Annotated in this window: 16 protein-coding genes; 7 read left to right on the top strand and 9 right to left on the bottom strand. The window is 70.4% G+C overall.

Annotated elements, in window-relative coordinates; genetic code table 11:
• The first annotated feature begins 81 nt into the window (after positions 1-81).
• Entirely contained in the window at positions 82-921 is an 840-nt protein-coding gene (locus MQN93_RS04290) for an oxidoreductase (protein WP_242708358.1), read from the top strand.
• Between the two features lie 10 nt (positions 922-931).
• On the opposite strand, the gene MQN93_RS44175 is transcribed toward MQN93_RS04290, so the two are convergent.
• Positions 932-1855: an AraC family transcriptional regulator gene (locus MQN93_RS44175; RefSeq protein WP_242708357.1), complete on the bottom strand. Its 924-nt coding sequence runs from the start codon at positions 1853-1855 to the stop codon at positions 932-934.
• 80 nt (positions 1856-1935) lie between these two features.
• Between MQN93_RS44175 and MQN93_RS04280 the strand changes: the two genes are divergently transcribed.
• Positions 1936-2763 carry an NAD(P)H-binding protein gene (locus MQN93_RS04280; protein ID WP_242708356.1) on the top strand — a complete coding sequence of 276 codons (828 nt, stop codon included), beginning with the start codon at positions 1936-1938 and terminating at the stop codon, positions 2761-2763.
• 39 nt (positions 2764-2802) lie between these two features.
• Here MQN93_RS04280 and MQN93_RS04275 read toward each other — a convergent pair whose 3' ends face one another.
• The 8 genes from MQN93_RS04275 to MQN93_RS04240 form a co-directional block, all read right to left on the bottom strand.
• The gene (locus tag MQN93_RS04275; protein ID WP_242708355.1) at positions 2803-3561 is read right to left on the bottom strand and encodes an alpha/beta fold hydrolase; all 759 of its coding nucleotides are present in this window, start codon (positions 3559-3561) and stop codon (positions 2803-2805) included.
• Between the two features lie 10 nt (positions 3562-3571).
• The gene (locus MQN93_RS04270) at positions 3572-5566 is read right to left on the bottom strand and encodes a DUF2264 domain-containing protein (RefSeq protein ID WP_242708354.1); all 1995 of its coding nucleotides are present in this window, start codon (positions 5564-5566) and stop codon (positions 3572-3574) included.
• A 53-nt stretch (positions 5567-5619) separates the two neighbouring features.
• The gene (locus MQN93_RS04265) at positions 5620-6636 is read right to left on the bottom strand and encodes a hydroxyacid dehydrogenase (protein ID WP_242708353.1); all 1017 of its coding nucleotides are present in this window, start codon (positions 6634-6636) and stop codon (positions 5620-5622) included.
• 51 nt (positions 6637-6687) lie between these two features.
• Positions 6688-9720 (bottom strand): alpha-mannosidase, encoded by a 3033-nt coding sequence (locus tag MQN93_RS04260; protein WP_242708352.1) that lies wholly within the window; start codon positions 9718-9720, stop codon positions 6688-6690.
• Between the two features lie 76 nt (positions 9721-9796).
• The gene (locus MQN93_RS04255; RefSeq protein ID WP_242708351.1) at positions 9797-12904 is read right to left on the bottom strand and encodes an alpha-mannosidase; all 3108 of its coding nucleotides are present in this window, start codon (positions 12902-12904) and stop codon (positions 9797-9799) included.
• 57 nt (positions 12905-12961) lie between these two features.
• A complete protein-coding gene (locus MQN93_RS04250; protein WP_242708350.1) occupies positions 12962-14587 on the bottom strand; it encodes an extracellular solute-binding protein in 1626 nt (541 codons plus the stop codon).
• A gap of 49 nt (positions 14588-14636) precedes the next feature.
• The gene (locus MQN93_RS04245) at positions 14637-15566 is read right to left on the bottom strand and encodes a carbohydrate ABC transporter permease (protein ID WP_242708349.1); all 930 of its coding nucleotides are present in this window, start codon (positions 15564-15566) and stop codon (positions 14637-14639) included.
• On the bottom strand, positions 15563-16531 hold the full coding sequence (locus MQN93_RS04240) for an ABC transporter permease subunit (RefSeq protein WP_242708348.1): 969 nt from the start codon (positions 16529-16531) through the stop codon (positions 15563-15565). The genes MQN93_RS04245 and MQN93_RS04240 overlap by 4 nt, the downstream gene beginning before the upstream one ends.
• Before the next feature lie 265 nt (positions 16532-16796).
• Here MQN93_RS04240 and MQN93_RS04235 point away from each other — a divergent pair, with 265 nt between their 5' ends.
• The 5 genes from MQN93_RS04235 to MQN93_RS04215 all read left to right on the top strand — a co-directional run bounded on the left by MQN93_RS04235 (position 16797) and on the right by MQN93_RS04215 (position 24497).
• Entirely contained in the window at positions 16797-19043 is a 2247-nt protein-coding gene (locus MQN93_RS04235) for an ROK family protein (protein ID WP_242708347.1), read from the top strand.
• A gap of 99 nt (positions 19044-19142) precedes the next feature.
• The gene (locus MQN93_RS04230; RefSeq protein ID WP_242708346.1) at positions 19143-21089 is read left to right on the top strand and encodes a heparinase II/III domain-containing protein; all 1947 of its coding nucleotides are present in this window, start codon (positions 19143-19145) and stop codon (positions 21087-21089) included.
• Between the two features lie 263 nt (positions 21090-21352).
• Positions 21353-22105, top strand: coding sequence for an SGNH/GDSL hydrolase family protein (locus MQN93_RS04225; protein WP_242708345.1), 753 nt, complete (start codon positions 21353-21355; stop codon positions 22103-22105).
• A gap of 50 nt (positions 22106-22155) precedes the next feature.
• On the top strand, positions 22156-23490 hold the full coding sequence (locus tag MQN93_RS04220; RefSeq protein ID WP_242708344.1) for a glycoside hydrolase family 99 protein: 1335 nt from the start codon (positions 22156-22158) through the stop codon (positions 23488-23490).
• A gap of 38 nt (positions 23491-23528) precedes the next feature.
• Positions 23529-24497 (top strand): acetylxylan esterase, encoded by a 969-nt coding sequence (locus MQN93_RS04215; protein WP_242708343.1) that lies wholly within the window; start codon positions 23529-23531, stop codon positions 24495-24497.

Below are 24497 nucleotides of genomic sequence, written 5' to 3'. Positions count from 1 at the left end.
AGGAATGCCGATCAAGCTGGTGCTGTCTGTACTGATGACGCATCCACGCGGCATGACCGCACCCATGTGACGGAGGAACGTATGAAGACCTGGCTGATTACCGGTGCGTCCCGGGGTTTCGGCCTCGAGATCGCACGGCAGGCGCTGTCCCGCGGCGACCAGGTGATCGCCACCGCCCGCGACCCCAAGTCGATCGATGACGCTCTCGCCGACCTCGACGCCGGCAGCCGTCTGCTGACCGCCGCCCTGGACGTCACCGACGGAGCGATGGCCGATGCCGCCGTCCAGCAGGGAGTGGACCATTTCGGCCGTATCGACGTCCTGGTCAACAACGCGGGATACGGAATCCTCGGCGCGGTCGAGGAAATCCCCGACGCCGATGTCCGCGCGGTTTTCGACGTCAATGTCTTCGGCCTGCTCAATGTCACCCGCAGCGTCCTGCCGGTCATGCGCGGCGGGCGCTCGGGATGGATCGTCAACATCAGCTCGGTCGCCGGTTTCACCGGCTCCCCCGCCTGGGGCATCTACGCCGCCAGCAAGTTCGCCGTCGAAGGCCACTCCGAGGCGCTGCGCAGCGAACTCGCCCCTCTCGGCGTGCACGTGACCATCGTCGAACCCGGCTATTTCCGCACCGACTTCCTCGACTCCAGCAGTCTGCGCACCACCCCGCACCACATCCCCGACTACGCCGCCACCGCCGGCGCCTCACGTGAACGCGCCCATGCCGCCAACCACGCCCAGCCCGGAGACCCCGCGAGGGCCGCGGCCGCCATCGTCGACCTCTCCGACCACACCGATCCCCCGCTCCGCCTCCAGCTCGGCGCCGATTGTGTGCAAAGGGTCGAGGACAAGCTCAGGACGGTCCGGGCCGAACTCGACACCTGGCGGCACGTGGCCGAGGCCACGGCGTACCCCCACTGACCCGACCGCGTCACCAACTCTCGCTGTCCTGCGGGGAGTTCGACTGACGACGGGTGGTGCGCCACTGTCCGGGCGCGAGGCCGTGGGCGCGCCGGAAGGCGGTGGCGAAGGCGAACTCGTTCGTGTAGCCCACATGTGCCGCTACGGAAGCCAAGGGGGCGTCGGTGCGCAACAGCAGGTCCTCGGCGTGTCCCATCCGCAGCTGCGTCACATAGGCGCCGGGGCTCTGGCCGATCACCTTCTTGAAGGTGGCGGTGAACGCGGCCCGGGACATGGCCGCGGTGTGTGCCATGACCTCCACGGTCCACTTGTGCTCCGGTCGTTCGTGCACCTCCTGCATCACCCGTGCGAGGCCCTCGTGAGCCAGCGCCCGATACCACCCGGGCGCGTGACTGCGGTCCTGCTGCCACCAACTGCGCAGCGCGTACACCAGATTGAGGTCCAGCAGCCGGTCGAGAAGGGCCTGCTGCCCGGTCTCGTCCTCATCGGCCTCCGCGGCCAGCAGGCTGATCGCGTCGCGGTGCCGGGCCGTCTGCTCGTCGGGCGGGATGCGCACGAATCGGGGCAGCGACTCCAGCAGGTTCCTTCCCACGCTGCCTTCGACCACGTACGCCCCGCACAGGACGGTGGAGGCGGGTCCGGGGTGCCGGTCACTGCCCCGGCGGCGGGCGGCGGTGATCGTCTCGACGTCGGCACCGATCTCGCTGACGATCCGATACGGCTCTCCCCCGGTGGCGAGAACGACATCGCCGGTGCCGAGACTAACCGGCTCCTCCTCACCGGCGCTGAGCCAACCCGTGCCCTCCAGGAGGATGTGCGCGGTCAGGGGACGCAGGCCGGAGAACTCCAGGCCCCAGGGCGCGACACGGCGCAGGGTGGAGAACACCGCACCGCGCGCACGGGCGCGGGCGAGCTGGTCGCTGAGAACGTCCACCCCGCCAGCGTAGACGAACACGAATGTTTTCCAGCCGATCACCTATCCATCATCTCGGCTCGACCTCCTAGCGTGGAGGCATGGCAAAGATCATCGTGTTGGGCGGACAAGGGAAAGTCGGGCGGCGTCTGATCGAGACGCTGACCCGGCAGGGACACGAGGCGACGGCGGCGAGCCGGAGCTCGCAGCTGCGGTTCGACTGGCATGACGCCTCCACCTGGGAGGCGGTGGTCGCCGGCGCCGAGAGCGTGTTCGTCGTGGGTCCGGGATCCGCACGGGACTGGAGCGGCCTGCTCGCCCGCTTCCTCGACGTCGCGGCCCCGGCAGGCGTCCGGCATGCGGTGCTGCTGTCGGCCCGCGGCGTGGAGTTCCTTCCCGGTGGCGCGGTCGATCTCGCCGAACGGGCACTGGAGGCGGGTCCGGTCCCGTGGACGGTGCTGCGTCCGTCGCACTTCGCGCAGAACTTCACCGAGGCGATGTTCGTTCCGGTGGACGGGCTGATCTCCGCCCCGGTGGGCACGGGTGCCGAGCCCTTCATCGACGTGCAGGATCTCGCCGAGACCGCTGCCAGGATCCTGGCCGACGGCGCGTGCGTGGGCCGGCGGATCGCCCTGTCGGGCCCCGCTGCGGTGACCTTCGAGGAGGCCGCGGCCGTCCTCTCGGCCGCCTCGGGCGTCAAGGTGCGCTTCGAGCCCGAGGATCCGGTCGCGCACATGGCCCGCCTGCGGGCGGCCGGCACGCCGGAGGGCTATGTGGAATGGCGGATGGCGATGCTGGAGGGCATCCGTACGGGTGCCGACGCGTATGTCTCCGACGGAGTCGAGCAGGTCCTGGGCCGCCCGGCCACCCCGTTCACGGCCTGGGCCGATCGCGAAGTGCCTTCGGCGGCCTGGTCGAGCAACGCCTGAAGCAGGCCCGGAGCCCCGCATCCCGATGCGGGGCGCGCGTCACCGGGCCGGGAAGGTCGTGGAGAGGAAGTCGGTCAGCAGGCCGTTCACCTCGTCGGGCCGCTCCAGGGAGGGGAAGTGACCCGCCCAGGGCAGTTCGAGGTGGCGGGCGCCGGCGATGCGTCGGGGCAGGGTGCGCGCGATCTCGCGGAAGTCCGCAAGATCGTGCGCACCGGACACCGCCAGACAGGGGGCCGTGATCCTGCCGATGTCCACCGGGGCCGCGGTCGAGGTGAAGCGGGCCGCCCGCTGCGTTTCCAGCGCGTGCTGTTGCATCACACGGACCAGGTGGTGGGCGTCCTCCTGCGCATCGGGACCCATCCAGGTCGCGAGGTTCAGCTCCACGGCTCCGGCGATGTCGTCCGCCGCCAGGAACTCCTTCTTCCGCTCGGTGAACTCCCTCAGTTCGGGTCCCGCGACATGGCCCGGCATCGCGGCACAGAGCAGCACCAGGGAGACGGCGGCCTCAGGCCGGGTCGCCGCCACCTCCAGGGCGACCTCGCCGCCGTGCGAGGAGCCGATCAGGGCGTACCGCTCGCACTTCAGGTGGTCCAGCAGGTCGCGGACATCCCCGGCGTCGCTGTACGGCCGGTCCGCGACCGGTGTCTCGCCGAAGCCCCGGAAGTCGCACCGCACCACGCGGTACCCCGCCTCGGTCAGCACCGGCACCTGCCGGTCCCACATGCGCCGGTCGCACACGGAGGAGTGCAGCAGCACCACAGTGGGCCCGTCGCCGTGGATGTCGTACGAAAGTGTCATGTCGCCGACGCTAGTCCCCTGACCCCTTCCGGGGTGCGGGCAGCCGGATGGTGTCCCGTGCTCCCCCGTCCCAGCTCACGTCCACGAGGAGGGTGGCGCCCTCCGCACCCGTGACGACCTGCGGCAGGGCGTGGGGCTCGGTGCCGCCGAGGTGGACCAGGGCCACGTACACGATGCCGGGGGTGACCGCACCCTGCGTCTCGACCACGGGAACGGCCGAGAGCGGGCCCAGGGCGTTGCTGTCGGTACCGAGGACGACCCGGGCCTGCGTGAATCCGCGGACGCCGACGACGCGTGACACCAGCCCCTCGGCGCCCACGACCCGCGCGCTGTCCCCCGCCGGCGGACCGGGAGCGGCCGCGGTGCGGGAGTCGACGGGCAGGGCCCAGCCACCGACGCGCAGCACGTGCCCGGGTGCGGTCGCGTCCTCGTCGGTGGCCGGGTCCACGCGTACGGCCCGTACTTCGATCGATCCCCGCAGCGCGGAGCCGACGGTGATCCACGGGCCGAGGACGTACTCGGTGTCGGGGCCGCCGAACGGGTCCCACGTCGCGTTCGCGGGCCAGTGTGCGCGGGACCGCGAGACGGCGGTGGCGCCGTCCAGGGAGATCCGCTGCGCCGGCCTGCGGTGGGAGGCGCGTCCGGCGCCGTCGAGCAGGACGACGGCGTTGTCGAGCGGGTCGGCGTCCGCGCACGCGTCGGGGCTCGCGGTGGGGTCGCCCGGGGTCTCCGGCGCGGTGTGCGTCGAGTAGGCGAAGCGGGCGTAGCACGGGTCGTCCGCGTGCGGGCGGGACGGATCGGCGTGGTCGCCGCCGTGGTTGACGACGCGGACGACGCCGTCCGCCGCCGTCCCGGACACGAGCCAGCCGGGCGCCGGGAGGGCACGCGTGAAGTCGCCCCGCTCCACGGCGAGGGGGGCCTCGTCGGCGGTCCAGACGGGGTGGTCGGCGGGGAGGGCCAGGCCCATGAACCCCTTGGAGGCCCAGTACGGCGACGCCGGTCCCGAGTAGACCTGCAGCACACCGCGGAAGGGGTGGTGCCATCCGAGGGTGAGCAAGTCCTGCTCGTTTACGGCTCCGTGGCCGAGGAAGTGGTCCAGCATCCGGTTCGCGACCGCCCGGGTCTCCCCCGGCGCCAAGGGTGTGGCGTCGAACAGGGCGCCCGTCCACAGGGAGGCGAGTGCCGCGTGCCGGTAGGTGAGCGAGCGGCCCTGGATGACGGGTGAGCCGTTGCCGCCGACCAGCAGCCGCTGGTCCTGAAGGAAGCGGCGCAGCCGCGTGCGGTAGCGGTCGAGGAGGCCGGAGGGGGCGGCGTCGCCGAGGATGCGGCAGAACCACAGCGGGTACAGGTGCATGGCCCAGCCGTTGTAGTGGTCGAAGTTGCGGTGTTCGCCTCCGGTGAGCCCGTCTGAGTACCAGCCGTCGCCCGCGTACCAGTCGTCGGTCAGCGCGATGATGCGGTCGAAGTCCCGCTGGCTCCAGGTGCCCCCGGCGGTGCGGGCGAAGGCCTCGGTGACGCCCTGGAACCAGATCCAGTTGTTGCCCGGCATCGCGTCACCGACCATCGCGGCCAGCCAGTCCAGGGTCCGCTGCCGCACCGACTCGTCCAGGCGGTCCCAGAGCCAGGCCCGCGTCTCGTGCAGGGCGATGGCGATGGACGCGGCTTCCACCTTGGCCTGGTTGCACTCGGCGAAGGTGGGCCAGCGCCCGGGGTTCTTCGGGTCGGTCCCGGCGGCGAGACCGGCCGCGTACCAGCCCGCCAGGTCGTGCGGGTCCGCACCGGCCGCTCCCGCGAGCCGGAAGCCGGCCAGCAGGAAGGTCCGCGCGAAACCTTCGAGCCCGTCGCTGTGCCGACCGTTGACGCTGGGCGTGCCGGGCAGGTCGATCAGGGCGTGGTCGGCGGTGGCGTACGGCCGCACGGCGAGCAGGAGCCGGTCGGCGACCTGTTCCCAGTGGGCGCGGCCCTCGGCGGGGGTGCGGGGCTCGGTGGACGGAGTGCGGTTCACGGGTGTCGGCTCTCCTGCACGCTCGAACGAAGTGGATGTCTCGTTGCCGCAGTTCAGGCCAGGCGGGGCAGCGCCTCGCGGGTCACTTCACCCAGCAGCGGCTCGCCCCGCAGCCAGCGCTCGACCTCCGCGACCGCGTACGCGCCCAGCCGCCGGACCTCGCTGCCCTGGGCCCCGGCGATGTGCGGTGTCACCAGGACGTTGGGCAGGCCGAGCAAGGGCTGGTCCGGGGGCAGGGGTTCCGGGTCGGTCACGTCCAGGTAGGCCTCCAGGCGACCGGAGGAGCACTCCCGCGTCAGGGCGGCGGTGTCCACGATGGCGCCGCGCGCGGTATTGATCAGCACGCCCCCGTCGGGGATGAGTGCGAGCATGTCGGCGTCGAGCAGGCCGACCGTCTCCGGCAGGAGCGGTGCGTGGATGCTCACGGCTCCTGAGCGACGGCACAGTTCCGCCAACTCAACGCGTACGGCGCCGAGTCGGGACGCCTCTTCGTCCGTCAGGTAGGGGTCGCTCACGAGGATGTCGTAGCCCGCGTCGGACGCGGTCAGCCCGGCGATGACCCTGCGGCCGATGCGCGAGGCACCGACGATGCCGATCGTGTGACCGTCTCCACCCGAGCGCGCGCCGAATCCGGGCCAGCCGTCCCGGTACCCCGCCGCCATGGTCAGCGTGCGCCGGACGGCGAGCGTGATCAGAGCGAGGGTGTACGAGACGACGGGTCCCGCGTTGGCGTCGGCCGCCGACGACACGACGATGCCGCGTTCCCACACGGCGTCACTCACCAGTTCCTTGACCGTGCCCGCGGCATGCATGACGGCCCGCAGTCGGGGCGCCCGCGCCAGGACCTCCGCCGTGAGCCGCGGACACCCCCAGCCGCTGATCAGGACGTCGGCATCGGCGACCGCCGCCGCGAAGTTCTCGCCCGCGTACGGGTCTTCCGGATCCGGAGCGAGACGGACCGACGCCGACAGCCGCGTGCGCAGCTCACTTGGGAGGACGCGGGCGGCGACGTCGGGGTTCATCACGCACACGGCCGTGGGACGGTCCGTACGGTCGCCTGAAACTGACATGAAAGGGGTCCCTCTTCTTTCCTGCGAGACATGGCGGGCTTCAGTGCATGGTCAACCGCGCGGTATCCGCAGTGTCACCATCTCGAACGGCCGCAGGTCGAGCACGACGGCATTCTCGCCCCGCGTCGGCTCCCCACGCCCGGCGAGCGGTCGCTCCAGCAGGTCCACCAACACGGCCTGCTCGACGGCGGCTCCCTCCGCCTCCACGTGGACGGTGGCGTGGGCGCGGCCCCCGTGGGCCTCGTAGAGGCGGACGACGAGGTCCCCGCTGTGGTCGTCGGCCAGTTTCACCGCGCTCACCACGACGGCTTCGTGGTCCACCCGGACCAGGGGCGCGACCTCGGCGACGGAACCGGTGACCCGCCGTTCCGGCAGGTTGGCGCGGTAGCCCTCGCGGACCGCGTCGCCGATCGTCGCGCCCGGTACGAGCGCGTGCAGGAAGTGGTGCACGCCCTGGTCCGTCTCCGGATCGGGGTAGCGGGGCGCCCGTAGCAGCGAGGCGCGGACGGTGGTGGTCGTGCCTCCGTCCGCGCGCACCTCCCGGGTCACGTCGTGGCCGTAGGTGGCGTCGTTGACGACCGCGACGCCCCAGCCGGGCTCGTCGACGTGCACGAATCGGTGGTTGCACGCCTCGAACTTGGCCCACTCCCAGCTGGTGTTCTGGTGGGTGGGCCGGTACACGTGGCCGAACTGGGTCTCCGCGGCGTACCGGTCGGCCTTCACGTCCAGCGGGAAGGCGAGCTTCAGGAAGCGTTCGGTCTCGTGCCAGTCCACCTCGGTCGCGATGTCCAGGCGCTTGGCGTCCGACGGCATGGACAGCACCTGCGTGACGTACGAGGCGCCGAAGCTGCGCGCGATGCGCACGGACGTGCCCTCGACGGCCAGCTCGGTGACGTCGGTGAGGTCGCTGGCGGTGTTCCGGTAGAAGGCGTCGACATCCCAGGCGTCCCACTGGTTGGGGAGGTCGGGGTGGAGCTGGAGGAGGTTCGCGGGCTGTCCGGGCGCGATGGTTTCGCGGCCCGCGGCGGTGTCGTAGGCGGAGACGACGAGGCCGCGGGCGTCGATCTCCACGCGCAGCAGGCCGTTGTCCAGGATGTGGCCGCCCTCCTCGCGCGGTACCGGCACGACCGCGCCGCCGGTGGGCGGCTGTGCGGAGGCGCCGGTGGCGGGGACGCCGCCGCGGGCGTGCGGGGCCGGGTTGAAGACGAGTTCCGTGCCGCCCGCCGGATCGCCGGCGAGGGCGCGGTGCGCGTCCGCGATGAGTCCTTCCAGTTCCGCGGCCACCCGCGCATACGTCTCGCGCGCCTCGCGGTGCACCCAGGCGATGGACGAGCCGGGCAGGATGTCGTGGAACTGGTGCAGCAGTACCGTCTTCCAGAGCCGGTCGAGCTGTTCGTAGGGGTAGGGGGCGCCGGTGCGGATCGCCGCCGTGGTGGCCCACACCTCGGCCTCGGTCAGCAGGGCCTCGCTGCGGCGGTTTCCGCGCTTGGTCTGCGCCTGGCTGGTGAGCGTGGCGCGGTGCAGTTCGAGGTACAACTCGCCGACCCAGACGGGTGGGTTGGGATACTCGGCCTGGGCCTTGGTGAAGAAGTCGGTGGGCGTCGTCCACTCGACCGTCGCCGAACCCTCCAGGTTGCGCAGGCGGGCCGCCCGGGCGACCATCTCCCGCGTGGTGCCGCCACCGCCGTCGCCGTACCCGACCGGCGCGAGGGACCGGGTGGCGACGCCCTTCTCCTTGAAGTTCCGTGCCGCGTGCGCGATCTGATGTCCCGTCACCTCGCAGTTGTAGGTGTCGACGGGCGGGAAGTGGGTGAAGACGCGGCTGCCGTCGACGCCCTCCCACCAGAAGGTGTGGTGGGGGAAGCTGTTGGTGCGGCTCCACGAGATCTTCTGGGTGAGCAGCCGGGTCGCGCCCGCCGCCTTGATGATCTGCGGCAGACCCGCCGCGAAGCCGAACGTGTCGGGCAGCCAGACCTCGTCGCTCTCCAGGCCGAACTCGTCGAGGAAGAAGCGCTTGCCGTGCACGAACTGCCGCGCCATCGCCTCCGAACCCGGCATGTTGGTGTCGGACTCCACCCACATGCCTCCCGCGGGCACGAACCTGCCGTCCGCGACGGCCTTCTTCACCCGCGCGTACACCTCGGGCCGATGCTCCTTGAGCCACGCGTACTGCTGGGCCTGCGACATCGCGAAGACGAAGTCGGGCTCTTCCTCCAGGAGCGCCGTCATGTTGGACGCGGTACGGGCGACCTTGCGCACCGTCTCCCGCAGCGGCCACAGCCAGGCCGAGTCGATGTGCGCATGGCCTACGGCGCTGATGCGGTGCGCCGCCGGCGTCGCGGGAGCTGCCAGTACGTCGGAGAGTTCGGCGCGCGCGGCCGCGGCCGTCCCGTTCACGTCCTGCAGGTCCAGGGCGTCCAGGGCCCGGCTCACCGCGCGGAGGATGTTCCAGCGGCGCGCGCCGTCGACGGGGAGTTCCGCCATCAGCTCGCCGAGGACCTCCAGGTCGGTGACGAGGTTCCACACCGTCTCGTCGAGGACGGCCAACCGCATGTCGCCCAGCACGTATTGGGGTGCGTCGCCCGCCGTGGTCTTGTCACCCATCGGCGTGGGCTGGAACGGCACACCGGACGCCTCCAGGTCGGGGTTGGAGGCGGCTTCGATGTGCCAGTGCACCTGCTCGCCCCCTGCCACGGGCGAGCCGACACGTACATACGAGTTGCGCGGGTGGAGCCCCTTCACCGGGGTCCCGTCGGGCCGGTGGACCAGTCCCTCGCACTGGAATCCGGGAGTGCGCCGGGTGAAGCCGAGGTCCAGGACGGCCTCGACGGTGCGGCCCGCCCACTCGGCTGGGACCGTGCCGGTGACCTTGAACCAGCTGGTGCCCCAGGGCGCGCCCCAAGGGGTCCCGGCGGCGATGGGACGGGTGGGGGCGGCCAGTCCTTCGGCCACCGGCACGGGTTCGCCCGTGGTGGACCAGATCTCGACGGACAGCGGTGCGGTGAGGGGGTGAACAGCGGGTCGGACACGTTCCCTCAGGACGCGCTCCAGCCGGGCTTCGACCAGGTTCCGGTCGTCGTGCATGAAAGGGGTCTCCTGTGTGGTGCGGGGGGGGAAGGTGGCTCGGGGGCCGACTCGGGACAGGGGCTCCGGACAGCGTCTACGCCGTCTCCCGTGCCCGGTGCAGCCGAAGGGTGCGGATCTGGAAGGGGCGCATCCTGAAGGTCGTGGTTGCCTCGTCCGACAGCGGCAGGTCTTCCTCGGGTGACTCCAGCAGGTCGCAGTCACTCACACCTGCCACCGGGAAACCCGCCGTGAGCGTTGCCGTGACGGCGCCGCCGCAGGCCTCGTAGAGACGCACCACCACGTCGCCGCTGCGGTCGTCGGCCAGCTTCACCGACTCGATCACGACGTCCGTCGTGTCGACGGTGACCAGGGCCGGTGTGGTGACGGGCGCGGGGCGCAACGGCAGGTTCAGCGCGTAGCCGCCGGCGATCGCCTCCTCGACCCGGGCGCCCACCACCAGCGCGTAGGTGAAGGAGTGCCGCCCGCGGTCCGCCTGGGGGTCGGGGCTGTGCGGGGCGCGCAGCAGGGACAGCCGCAGGGTCGTGGTGGTGCCGCCGTCCTCCCGGGTGTCGCGGCCGATGTCGTGCCCGTACGTCGAGTCGTTGAGGACGGCGGCTCCCCAGTGCCGTTCGCCGACGTGCACCCAGCGGTGGGCCCACAGCTCGTAACGGGCCGCGTCCCAGCTGGTGTTCTGGTGCGTGGGGCGGCGCACATGACCGAACTGGATCTCCGCCCGCTCCTCCTCCGCGTGCACGTCCAGCGGCCAGGCCGCCTTGAGCACGACGTCGCGCTCCTGCCAGTCGACGTCGGTGCGGACGGTCAACTGCCTGCTCTCGGCCGCGAGTTCCAGATGCTGTACGAGGACGGAGGCGCCGAAGCGGCGCTCCACCCGCACGGAGGCCAGCAGCGGCCCGCTCTCGGCCAGCATGACCGAGGCGGCCGCGCGCAGGTCGCGCACGGTGTCCCGGTAGTAGGGGTCGATGTTCCAGGCGGACCAGACGTTGGGGTCGTCCGGGTGCAGCTGGAGCAGGTTGCCCGCCGCGCCGGGAGCGATCGCCTCGCGGTGCGCGGCGTGGTCGTGGACGGACGTGACGAGCCCGTCGCCGTCGATCGTCACCGTCACCGCGCCGTTGCGCAGCACGAAGCCGTCGCCCTCAGCACGCGCCGTCACCGGTGCCGTGGGCTGCTCCAGGGTCCCGCCGGAGCCCAGTGCGGGCACGTCCGCGAGGACGGCGAGCCGTCCGTCGGACAGGCGCTGCCCGACGGGCCCGGCGGCCTGCTCGGCGCCCGCCGGGAGGACGGCGACCTCGCGGCGGTCGTAGGGACCCGCGTTGAGGAACATGTCCGAGGGCGCGGCGCCGAGGCTGCCGCTCGCCTCCCCGATGACCGCCTCCAGCTCCGCAAGGAGTTCGCCGTACACCTCCTCGGCCTGCTGGTGCACCCACGCGATGGAGGTGCCGGGCAGGATGTCGTGGAACTGGTGCAGCAGCACCCGGCGCCAGATCGACTCCAGACGCTCGTACGGGTACGGGGCGCCGGCGTGCACCGCGGCCGTGGCGGCCCACAGTTCGGCCTCGCGCAGCAGGGCCTCCGAGCGGCGGTTGCCGCGCTTGGTGCGGGCCTGGCTGGTGTAGGTGCCGCGGTGGTTCTCCAGGTACAACTCGCCGCGCCACACCGGCAGTTGCGGGTACTCCGCGCGGGCCGCCTCGAAGAAGGCGTTCGGGCTGCTCACCTCGACCCGCGGCGAGCCCTCCAGGTCGCGCAGTCTGCGGGCCCGCTCCAGCATGGAGCGGGTGGGGCCACCGCCGCCGTCCCCGTAGCCGAACGGGGCGAGCGACCGGTTGGCCGGGCCCTTGTCGGCGAAGTTGCTTTCCGCGTGGGCGAGTTCGGCGGCCGAGAGCTCCGCGCTGTAGGTGTCGACGGGCGGGAAGTGGGTGAAGATGCGGGAGCCGTCGATGCCCTCCCAGGCGAACGTGTGATGCGGCAGCCGGTTGGTCTCGTTCCACGACAGCTTCTGGGTGAGGAACCAGCGGGCGCCCGCCAGCCTGGCGAGCTGCGGGTAGGCCGCGCTGTATCCGAAGGAGTCCGGCAGCCACACCCCTTCCTGCTCCACGCCGAACTCCTCGGCGAAGAAGCGCCGCCCGTACACGAGTTGCCGCGCCAGCGCCTCGCCGCCCGGGAGATTTCCGTCGGCCTCGACCCACATGCCGCCGACGGGGGCCCAAGTACCCGCGGCCACCGCCTTCTTGATGCGGTCGAAGACCTCCGGGTGCCGTTCCTTCATCCAGGCGTACTGCTGCGCCGAGGAGCAGGCGAAGACCAGTTCCGGATACTCGGCGGCGAGCGTCGTCATGTTGGTGAAGGTGCGGGCGCACTTGCGCACCGTCTCCCGCACCGGCCACAGCCAGGCGGAGTCGATGTGGGCGTGGCCGACAGCGGTCACCGTGTGCGCGGAGGCGTGCGCGGGCCGGGAGAGGACGTCGGCGAGGGCCGCCCGGCCTGCGCGCGCGGTGCCGGCGACGTCGTGCGCGTCGAGGGCGTCCGCGGCCTTGCGCAGCGCGTAGAGGATCTCGTGGCGGCGCGAGGAACCCTCGGGCAGTTCGTGCATCAGCTGGTCGAGGACCTCGATGTCGTGGATCAGGTGCCACACCTCGTCGTCGCGGACCGCGATCTCCGCCTGCCTGAGCTGGTAGAGGTGCGCGTCGCCGGCCGTGGACAGCGAGCCGAAGTGGGTGCCCTTCGCCTGGCTGCCGGAGATGTCGGGGTTGGCGGCCAGCTCCACCAGCAGGTCCACGCTCTCGCCGCCGGTGGCGCTGCCGGTGAGCAGGACGCTGCGGCTGTACGGGTGCAGCCCCTGCACGGGGGAACCGTCCCGGTAGACCAGGCCCTCCGCCTGTCCGCCCGGGCCACGCGTCAGATCGAAGCCCAGGTCGAAGACGGCCTCGACGCGCCGCCCTGTCCAGTCGGCCGGGATCTCGGCCGTCGCCTTGAGCCAGGTGGTGCCCCACGGCCTGCCCCAGGTATCGCCGACCGCCATGGGCGCGTAGGTGGCCCGCTGGGCGTCGGCGAGGGGCACGGGCTCACCGTCGACGTGCCAGGCTTCGAGTGCGAGCGGGTGAACGGCGCTGTAGAGCGCGGGGCGGATGACCCGGTCCAGCAGCTTCCGCACGCGTGCTTCGGTGATCCGTCGTTCGTCGTGCACAGTCCAGGGTCCTTTGCGTGGTGGTTCAGGGGGTTTTCCGGTGGGGGGCGGGGTGGGTCAGGCGCGCAGGGCGGCCCAGGCCTGCTCGAACTCGCCGCGCATCTTGTCGCCGCCGCTGCGGCGCCAGTTCTTCACCGCGTCCTGGACGTCGTTCCAGTCGGCCGATCCGCGCATGTAGCCCTTGAGCGGACCCTCGATGATGTTCTGCCTCATCGTGTTGCCGAGCGTGGTGTTCGTCTCGGAGTACAGGCCGTAGGCCGGGTTCGTCACCAGCACGTCGACGGCGCGCTTCTGGAACTCGTACTGCAGCCGCACCGGTTCCGCGTCCTGCGGGAAGTAGATGCTCTGCGGTGCGTCCGTGGTGAAGGTGGTCGGCAGTCCGGTGTCCGTGACCCCGACGGTATTCAGCACCGGGTCCGCGCCCTTGTACGCGAAGTCGTGGCCCTCCACTCCGTACTTCCGCAGCAGGTAGAGGTCGGTGCCGAAGGGCGAGGCGAGCAGGTTGAACGCGTGCAGCAGCTGCTCTATGCGTTCGCGCGGGGCCTTCTTCAGGCTGAGCATCGCGAAGTTGGTGTTGCCCGCCCAGTGCGTGCCCTTGCCGCCGTCGAAGCCGGGCGCGACCATCGCGTCGATCTCGAACTTCGGGTTGGTGGCGCCGTACTGGAGCAGATTCTGGTTCCAGGCGGTCAGGCCGTCGTAGTTGATGGCGATCTGGCCGTTGCCGAACCAGTCCTTGAACTTGCCGACGGTGGTGAATCCGTCCGGGTGGATCGTCTGCGCCTTGACCAACTGCCGCATGGCGTCGAGGGCCTGGTGCAGGATGTCGCTCTCCTCCAGCCACCAGGTGAACCTGCCGCCCTGCTCCCGCCATTCGTTCGCGCCGTGCAGCATCTCCAGGATGAAGTACAGGGTGACGGCGGGGTCGCCGTTGGCGTACTTCGCGTGCTTCGGATCGGAGATGTCCTTGCACAGCTGGAGGAACTCCTTGAAGGACTTGGGGTTCGGGTCCAGGTCCTTCTGCTTCATGATGTCGGCGCGGTAGAACATGGCGGAGCCGCTGTTGGCGCGCGGCATGGGCAGGCCGTAGAGGCCGCCCGCGAGGACCATGGGAGACCAGGAACTGGTGGGGATGTTCGCGAGATAGGGATAGCGCCTCACGCCGCTGCCGGACAGGTAGGGCGACAGGTCCTCGAAGAGGGCGTTGAGCATGGCGGGCTGGCGTGGAGCGGTGGGCAGCACCAGCATCGCGTCGGGCAGATCGCCCCCGGCGATCGTCAGGGCGAACTTCACCGGGTAGTTGGCCACCGGCACGATCTCGTAGTTCAGCGTGGTGCCGATGCTGTCGCTGAGCCTCTGCCACAGAGGGTTCTTCGACGCGGGCGGCGGTACGGGGCTGTACGTCAGGGTCATGACGTCGATGGACGGCCCCTTGGCCGGCGGGCCGTCCGGCGCCGCTTTCACGGGGTTCTTCGGGTAGTGGTAGTAGCCGTTCAGCACGCCGGCCTTCGTCCCGGGCAGGTCCGGCTGCACGCCCCGGTAGGGGACGTAGTCCGGCAGCCGTACGTCGGCGTTCTCCGCGAGGGAGGGTTCGGCTACGCCGTCGCCGCATGCGGCAAGGCTTGGCACGGCCGCGGCGGCCAGTCCTGCGAGCAGGACGTTTCTCCGGGTGAGGTGCGCACCCATGGGTGGGGAATCCCTTCTTCTGGGCGGTCGGTCACAGGGTCCGCGCGGGTCATCCCTTGACCGCGCCGATCATCACGCCCTTGGTGAGGTGCCGTTGCAGGAAGGGGTAGACGATGACGATCGGGACGACCGACAGGATGAGGATGGCTGCCTGGAGCGCCACGGTCGGCGGGAGCGCCGCGCCGGGGTCGGCCGTCTGTCCCTGGCCGATGGCCGAGTTGTTGACGACGTAGGTCTGCAGGATGAGCTGGAGCGGCCACTTGGCCGACTGGTTGATGTAGATGAGGGCGTTGAAGAAGGCGTTCCAGTAGGAGACCGCGTAGAACAGGCCGATCACCGCGATCGCTGCCTTCGACAGCGGCATCACGATCCGGGTGAGGATGCGCCACTCGCCGGCCCCGTCGATACGGGCGGCGTCGGTCAGCTCGCCCGGCAGGGCGGCGAAGAACGAGCGCAGGACGATCACGTTGAAGGCGTTGACGGCGGTCGGCAGGATCAGGGACCAGTAGCTGTTGATCAACCCGAGCTGCTTGACCAGCAGATAGCTGGGGATCACACCGGGCACGAACAGCAGCGAGAGGACCAGGAGCATGAGGATCGGCTTGTGGCCGTACGAGCCGGGCCGGCTCAGGCCGTACGCGAGCGTGATCGAGGCGGCCAGGCTGATCAGGGTGCCGACGACCGTGATGCCGACGCTGACCAGCATCGCCCTCGACACGAGGCCTCCGCCCAGGAGCGCGCGGTAGGAGTCGAGCGTGGGGTGGCTCGGCCACAGCACGAAGCCACCGGTCTCGTTGATCTGCGCGGCGTCCGCGAGCGAGGTCGAGAGCACGGCAAGGAACGGGATCGCCACCAGGGCCACACACACCAGCAGCACGAGGGACTTGGCCGTGCGCCACAGCGGGGAGCCCCCCGACTGGCCCGGGATGGCGCTGTAGCTGCGCGCGGGCCTGCGGCCCGCCGTGGAGACTGTGCTCATTTGCTGTAGATGCCTTCCTCGCCGAGAAGATGGGCGATCTTGTTGGCCCCCAGCACCAGCACCACGCCGACCAGGCCCTTGACGAGGCCGACCGCCGCGCTGATGCCCCATTCCCCGGCGACGAGGCCGTTGTTGTACACGTAGGTGTCCAGCACCTCGGTGGTGTTCTTGTCCATGCCCGTCTGCTGGAGCACGATCTGCTCGAAGCCCACGCTCAGGGCGTCACCGAGGCGGAGGATCAGCAGCAGGATCACCAGGCCGCGCAGGGCCGGCAGCGTCACGTGCCAGGTCTGGCGCAGACGGCTCGCGCCGTCCACCGCGGCCGCCTCGTACAGGTCGGTGTCGACGCGGGAGAGCGCGGCGAGGAAGAGGATGGTGGCCCATCCCGTGTCCTTCCAGATCACCTGGGACGTCAGCAGCTCCTTGAACAGGTCCGGGTTGCCGATGATGTTCCAGGTGCCCATGTCGTGCGCCTGCAGGAAGACGTTCAGCAGGCCGCCGTTGCCCAGCATCTGCTGGAAGACGGCCACGACGACCACCCAGGACAGGAAGTGCGGCAGGTAGAGCACGTTCTGCACCACGCGCTTGACCCGTTCGCCGACCAGGCTGTTGAGCAGCAGGGCCAGCAGGATCGGCAGCGGGAAGACGAAGACGACCTGAATGACCGTCAGTTCCAGCGTGTTGACCAGCGCGTGCAGGAACGCGGGGTCGCCGTTGAAGAGGATCTTGAAGTTGTCGAACCCTGTCCACGGGCTGTGCGTGAAGCCGGTGAACGGCTGGTAGTCCTGGAACGCGATCACATTGCCCAGCAGCGGCACGTAATGGAAGAGCAGCAGCAGGACGGTGCCGGGGACCGCGAACCAGAACAGCGCCTTGTTCTTGCGGCCGGGTGGTGCGGGGCGGCCGCTCCTGGGCGGCGCCTCCTTCGTATCCAGCCGGTCGAGCGGCCGATCAACAGTCGTCATGTCATGTGATCCCTTCCCCGAGATGCGGGCGTCCCTGTCCGCATCCGGACTGACCGGGGTCATGTAAATCTCATGGATTGCTCGACGTCAATGCCGTGGACAGGCAAGATGTAACGGCCGTATGTTGCAGGCGAATTCACAAGGTGCGCTGATGAGAGCAATCGGAGTGCATCACCCCAGGTGGTCGGCGTTTCCACGAGTACGGAAGGGGCGTCGGTCCGGGGTACACCAAAGCAAGCCATGTGGCCACTAAATACTTTTACAAATGAGCCTGAGAGGGGTCATGCGCAAGCCGAGCGAATGGTCACTGACGGACAAGGACCTGGCCGAGTTGCGGGCCTGGGCGGAAGGCAGGGAGGACCGCTCGGTCCGGCTGCGCATCGTGCAGGACGCGGCGGCCGGACTGTCCGTGTCCCAGAGCGCACGCGCCATCGGGATCTCCCGCCCGACGGTCACCGCCTGGCGGCAGCGCTACGCCGCCCACGGACTGGCCGGACTCGAACACCGGCCGCGCAGCGGACGCCCCGCACGCATCGACGAGGCCGACGTCATCGCCGCGACGCTCGCGGGTCCCCCGCCACCCCAGCGCACCTGGTCGGCCCGTGCCCTGGCCGACCATCTGGGCCTGTCGCACACGGCGCTCGGCAGGGTGTGGCAACGCTGGCAGATCAGGCCGGGCAGCAGCGACACGACGGTGGTGCTCCCGGTCGGTCCCGCGCTGACCTGCCACCGCCCGGAGCTGCTCGCGGTGGGAGCGCGGCCGGACGGCAGGGCCTTCGTGGTGCTCGCGGAAGCCGTGCCGTCGGGACAGCCCCGCATGGGAGCCGCGACCGCGGAGGAACGGCAGATGCGCTACGCCGCGCTCACCGCGGTCATGCGACAGGCACTGCCGGACGGCACGGAGGAGGACCGACGCACCACGGCCGAGGGCTCCGACTTCGCACAGCCGGCGGGGAGTTCCGGCAGCGTGCGCGCTCTGCCGGTGGTTCCCGCCCTGGCCGTGTCCCCCCTCATCGCAGGCCGCTGGGCGGGCCGTCGTATCCACGTCATCACCTGGGGCGACACCAGGGGACCGGCCAACCTGCCCGCGAACGCCACCCATCACGCCGCACCCGCCTCCATGGGCTGGGCGGCAACCGTCTGTCTGATGGCGCAACTCGAACTGCAGCACCAGCCGCAGCGCGCACGAGTCGCCCTCGACCTGCTGGCCGACACCGCGCGGAGCCTCGCCAAGGCCCCGCCGGGCACGCCCTTCTGGTGGCTGCGCGAGGGTCAGGGCGAGGGCGTGCCCCGTCGCCGTACCGTCCATCGCGCGTTCGACCAGCTGGCACTCGGCTCGTTCAACGAGAAACTGGTGATCGAGTCCGTACGCGTCGCGGGCTCCCTGAGCCGGGTCGAGATCGCGGAGCGCACCGGGCTGACGCCCCAGGCCGTCTCCCGGATCACCCGCAACCTGCTCACCACGGGCTTCCTGGTCGAGGACGAACGCCGGTGGACGGGCAAGGGCAAGCCACGCGTGCCGCTCAAGCTGCGTCCCGACGCCGCCTTCGCGATCGGCATCCACGTCGACCCGGAGCAGATCACCCATGTCCTGGTCGACCTGTGCGGCAACGTACGGGACCGGCGGTGCCTTCCCGTCACTCCGGACAGCGACCCGCGGTCGTGCCTGGAGTGGATGGCCGAGACGACCCGGCAGTCCGTCGATGCGGCCGGCCCGCTCGGCACGAAACTGCTCGGCGTCGGAGTGGCGGCGCCCGGCCCGCTGGACGTGCACGAGGGCGTGCTCCTCAACCCGCCCCTGTGGTCGAAGTGGGGCGAGTTCCCGCTGCGCGCCGAACTGCACCGGATGCTGGAACTCCCCACCATCCTGGAGAAGGACGCGACGGCTGCCACGATCGGCGAGCAGTGGCTCGGAGCCGGTGAGAGCAGCACCGACTTCGTGTACCTCTACCTCGGAGCGGGCGCGGGCAGCGGGGCCTTCCTCAACGGCGACGTGTACCGCGGCGCTTCGGGCAACGCGGGAGAGTTCGGGGAACTCACCGCGTACGCCCTCCAGCGGCTGACGCCGGAGGGCGGCCCGGAGATGGTGCCGGAGTGCGCCCCCATGTCCGCCGTGGTCGCCCGGGCCGTGGAGGCGGGCCTCAGCTCGCCCGACGGCGAGATCACCTACGAGGCGGTGTGTGCCGCGGCGGCGGACGGCGACGAGCGGGCGGTGCGGGCGATCCGTGACGTGGCGGTGATCGTGGCGCGGGGCGCGGTCGCCATGACGGACCTCTACGACATCGACCTGATGATCGTCGGCGGGCCGGCCGTCCCGCCCGAAGTCGCCGAACTGTACCTGTCGGAGATCTCGACGGCCGTGAACCGCTTCCCGATGGCCCGCCGCGTCCGCACGGTGCGGGTCACGTACTCGACCCTGAGCGCGTCCGCCGCGGCGGTCGGTGCCGCGGCGGGAGTGTTCCACATGGCCTTCGCGCCCCGCCTGCGCACCCACAGCGGGACGGCCTCCTGAGCGGGCCGGTGCCTCGCGCATCGAAGCCCCGCAGGGTCAACTCCCCTTCCCCACCACCACTTTGTCGACATGCCCCCACCTCGTCGAGTTAGGACAAGCATGAGTTCGCCGCAGAAAGCCGAGGGCGCCGCCCATCCGCTCCTCACCCGGCTGTTCCCGCCCACGCTGGTCGCCGCCCGGATGCCCCGCATCGGCGAGTGGAGTCCAGTGCCATCGCTGAAGGACCGAGACCGATGGCAGGCGATCGACCGTGCCGCACGGGACCGGATCCTGGAGACCGCCTCCGCCTCGCTGGGGCGGCCCTGGCCCGATCTGCCGGCCTCCCTGTTCGCCCGGTTCGCGCGCGACGGCGACCGGTCCGGATACCAGGACCGGGTCTTCGCACGCCGGGCGCGTCTCGCCCGGGCCGTCCTCGCCGCCGCCGTCTCCCCCGGCACGGAGACGAGCCAAGGCGCCTTCATCGACGAGGTCATGGACGGCGTATGGGCCCTGTGCGAGGAGACGTCCTGGGTCTGGCCGGCCCACGACTTCCGGGTGCTCGGGCCCGAGCACGGGCTGCTGGCAGACCCGGATCGGCCCACCCTCGACCTCGGTGCGTCCGGCATCGCCGTGCTGCTCGCTCTCACGGACGCGATCGCGGGCGACGAGCTCGACCGCCTCGATCCGCTCGTGCGCCGGCGACTGCGCCGTGAGGTCTCCACGCGTGTGCTGCGGCCCTACCTGGAACGCGACGAATGGGGCTGGTACGACGGCTCGACGGCCAAGCTCAACAACTGGAACCCGTGGATCCACTCCGAGCTGCTGCTGACCACCGCCCTCACGGAGGAGTCGGACGACCACCGTACGGCCCTGGTGTGCCGCATCCTGCAAGGGCTGGAGAACTATCTGCGGGCCCATCCCCGGGACGGCGGCTGCGACGAAGGACCGCACTACTGGTGGCGCGCGGGCGCCAGCCTCTTCGAGTGCCTGGAGACGCTGACCTCGCTGCTGGGAACCGACGCGGGCGTCTTCGGCCACCCCCTCGTGCGTGCCATGGCCCGTTACCCCGTGGCCACCTGGATCGGCGACGGATGGGCCGTCAACTTCGCGGACGGACCCGCCCGGCCACGGGAGACGGCTCCCGCCCTGCTGTACCGGTACGGCCGCCGCACCGAGCAGCCCGAGGTGAGCGCACATGCCCGGGCGCTGCGCGAGGACACCGGCGACGGGCCCCTCACCACGGCCGGCCCCTTCGATCTGCGCCGCACCCTGGACGCCCTGCTCGACACCGAGTGGAACGCGGAGTCTCCCGCGTCGTTCCCGCTGCCCGCGCGCAGCTGGCTGCCGGACACCCAGGTTCTCGTCGCCCGCACGCGTGCGGCATCCGAGCGGGGACTGCTCGTGGCGGCCAAAGCGGGCCACAACGACGAGAGTCACAACCACAACGACGTCGGCACCTTCATCATCGCCGTCGACACCCGTCCCCTGGTCATCGACGCCGGGGTGGGGACCTACCGGCGGGAGACGTTCAACGACCGGCGCTACAGCATCTGGTCGATGACCAGCGAGTACCACAACGTCCCGGTCGTCAATGGCCTCGGGCAACGGCCGGGACCCGGCTTCCGGGCATCCTCGGTGACCGCGCACTCCACCGCCGAAACGGACGAGATCACCTGTGATCTCGCACCGGCCTACCCACCGCAGGCGCAACTGGAGTCATGGATGAGGACCGTGCGTCTCGTCCGCGGCGAGGACGAGCGCGCCGAGATCGAAGACGCCTGGCAACTACGCTCCCCGTCCTCCGAGTTGGCCCTGCACCTGCTCATCGCCGGCGACCTGACGATCCACCCGGAGGGTCGCGCCACCGTCCGTCCGCGGAACCGGCGCGGTCTGCTGCTCACCTGGGATCCCGGCGCCTTCTCCGCCGAAGCGGAGACGATCCCCCTCACCGACCCGGCCTTCACGCACGTGTGGGGCTCCTCGGTCCACCGGCTCGTCCTCACCGCGCGCCATGCCACGCCCAGGGGCTCTCACACACTGACCGCACGCGCACTCGAAGCCCTGTAAAAGTAGTTAGGCTCCGTTCCCGGCCGTGTACGCACGCACAGCGAACACCCGGAGCGGCACCAGGAATCAGCACGTTGCCAGTTCACACCTCCGAAACACGGAGGCCGGCTGAAAGGCAACAACGTTTCCACTGGAGAGTTCGCCCCTATGAAGCCGGCCGGAAGTGTTGACGTGACGCCGGACCACTGAATTTCCTGTGCTGCGAACCATCACCCCCGCCGTTACCCGCGTCCCTCAACTCCGTTTCCCCCCAAGGAGTTCTCATGCAGACAAAGCTGTCCAGACGTGGCGCGCTCCTGAGCGGTGCCCTCGCGGTCGCAGGAATCGCTCTGGGGCGCACTCCCGCGGTGGCAGCCGTCCCGGGCGAGTCCAACGGCGGCGTGCGCATCATGCCGCTCGGCGACTCGATCACCGACGGGTACACGCCCTATCCGGGCGGATACCGCGTCAGGCTGTGGCAACTGCTGGCCGCAGGCGGCTACACCATCGACTTCGTCGGCTCCCAGACCAACGGCCCGGCCGAACTCGGCGACCACGACCACGAGGGCCACCCCGGCTGGCGCATAGACCAGCTCGACGCGAACATAGCCACCTGGCTCGGCCAGAGCGATCCACGCACCATCCTGCTGCTCATCGGCACGAACGACCTGAACCAGAATCACGACATAGCGAACGCGCCCGCACGCCTTTCGGGACTGATCGACCACATTCAAGCGCTCAAACCGCAGAGTTTCCTCTTCGTGGCGACCATTCCGCCACAGTCCAATGCGACGCTCGAGGCGCGCGTCGAGGCATACAACGCCGCCATTCCGTCAGTGGTGGCCCAAAAGGGGCCGCACGTCCGTCTGGTGAAGATGTACAACGCACTGACGACGGCAGATCTCGCGGACGGTATTCACCCCACCAAAGCGGGCTACGACAAGATGGCCGGCGTCTGGTACGACGCACTCCGCGCCGTGCCCGCCGCACTCGCCCCGCTCCACGCCACGCACGCGACAGCTCCGACCGGCTCCTGACGGTTCCCGGTATCCCATCCCCTCACCCCACACCGAGCAGAGGAATCAGCATGACCGGACGCAAGCATTCCCGACGGACGTTCCTGCGGGGCGCCGGCGGTGCCGTAGGCGCAGGAGCGGCGGCATGGGTCGGTATCAGCAACATCTCGTCGGCCAGTGCTGAGACGACCGCGCAGGGCAAGGAAGCCCGGTCGGCGGCGCGGCGGAAGCCCGCCGCCGCGGCGCCCGGCGTCAAGGGCAAGGTGTACGCCGGATACCAGGGCTGGTTCGCCGCCGCCGGCGACGGCTCCCCCGTCAACGCGTGGACGCACTGGGCCAGCGGCACTCCCGCTCCGGGCAACCAGACCTTCGAGCTCTACCCGGACATCTCCGTCTACCCCGCATCAGGCCTGTACCAGACCGGTTATGCCAACCTGGGCAACGGCAAGCCCGCCAAACTCTTCAGCTCCTACTCCACGGCCGTCGTCGACCAGCACTTCGCGTGGATGCAGCAGCACGGCATCGACGGCGCCGCGCTTCAGCGCTTCGGCAGTGACATCGTTGCCATCGGCCAGCCCCGCCTCCAGCAGCGCAACGACATCCAGTCCAAGGCCCGCGACGCCGCCGAGAAGCACGGCCGGGGCTTCTACATCGAGTACGACCTCAGCGGCCTCACCGACGACAACCTCGTCGCGACGGTCCAGAACGACTGGACGAACACCATCACCGGCACGCTGAAGCTGACCAGCTCCAGCGCGTACGCCCACGAAGGCGGCAAGCCGGTCGTCCATCTGTGGGGTCTGGGGTTCACCAACCGGCCGGGGACCGTGCAGGGCAGCCTCGACCTCATCAACTGGTTCAAGAACAAGGGCTGTTACGTCATCGGCGGCGTGCCCCGCGGCTGGCGCACCGACGCCAACGCCAAGCCCGGGTTCGGCCCCGTGTACGCCGCCCTGAACATGGTCTCCCCCTGGAACGTCGGCAACCCCACCGTCGATCAGCAGCTGTTCGACGACGACATGGCGGAGTTGAAGGCGAACGGCCAGGAGTACCAGCCGGTCATCTACCCGGGCTTCGCCTGGTCCAACTGGCACACCGGAGCGCCGAAGAACGAAATCCCGCGCAAGGCGGGGAACTTCATGTGGCAGCAGGCCGTGGCCGTCGCCCGCTGCGGGACGAAGAACGCCTTCGTCGCCATGTTCGACGAGTACGACGAGGCCACCGCGATCGCACCGGCCGCCACGGACGCCTCGCAGATCCCTACGAACCAGTACTTCCTCACCCTCGACGCCGACGGCACCCACCTTTCGTCCGACTTCTACATGCGGCTCGCCGGCGCCGCCACCAAGATGATCAACGGCTCGGCCCCGATCAGCACGACCATTCCGATCCCACCCGTCGCCTGACCCGGTGACCGGATTCCTCGACACAAAGGCGGTTGTCAGTGCCCCAGTTCGACCTGCCCCTCGATGAACTGCGCGCGTATCACGGTCACTCCACGGAACCGGAGGACTTCGACGCCTTCTGGCAGAAGACCTTGCAGGAGACACGTGCACACGAACTGGACGTCCGGTTCGAGCCGGTGGTGACGGGGCTGTCGACGGTCCAGGTGTACGACGTCACGTTCCGAGGATTCGGTGGCCACCCGGTCAGGGGCTGGCTGCGGCTGCCGGCCGGCGCCACCGAACCGCTGCCCCTGGTGGTGGAGTTCGTCGGTTACGGCAACGGTCGCGGCCTGGCCCACGAGCACCTGCTGTGGTCGTCGACGGGCCGGGCCCACTTCGTCATGGACACCCGCGGCCAGGGCAGTGCGTTCGGTGGGGGCGGCGCCACGCCGGACCCGGTCGGCTCGGCACCGGCATACCCCGGGTTCATGACACGAGGAATCGAGGAGCCCGAGACCTACTACTACCGCCGGGTGATCACCGATGCCGTGCGGGCCGTCGAGGCGGCCCGCACGCATCCCCTCACGGACGCCACACGAACCGTCGCACTGGGCCACAGTCAGGGCGGCGGCCTCAGCCTGGCGGTCGGCGCCCTGGTCCCCGACCTGGTCGCCGTGGCCCCGGACACACCGTTCCTGTGCGACTTTCCCCGGGCCATCAAGATGACGGACCGTCACCCCTACCGCGAGATCGGCCTGTACCTCAAGACGCACCGTGGCCGCTCGGCGGAGGTGCTGCGCACGCTGTCCTACTTCGACGGCGTGCACTTCGCGGCCCGTGGCCGGGTCCCCGCGCTCTTCTCGACGGCGCTGGAGGACCAGACGTGCCCGCCGTCCACGGTCTTCGCCGCATTCAACACCTGGGCGCACGAGGACAAGACCATCGAGGTGTACGACTTCAACGACCACGAGGGCGGCGGCCCCCACCACGAGGCCGCGAAGCTGCGCTGGCTCGGCTCGTACGCCTGA

The organism is Streptomyces spinosisporus, assembly GCF_022698145.1.
Lineage (GTDB): Bacteria > Actinomycetota > Actinomycetes > Streptomycetales > Streptomycetaceae > Streptomyces > Streptomyces spinosisporus.
Note: the sequence above shows the minus strand (reverse complement) of the source record. Positions and strands in the feature narration are given on the sequence as shown.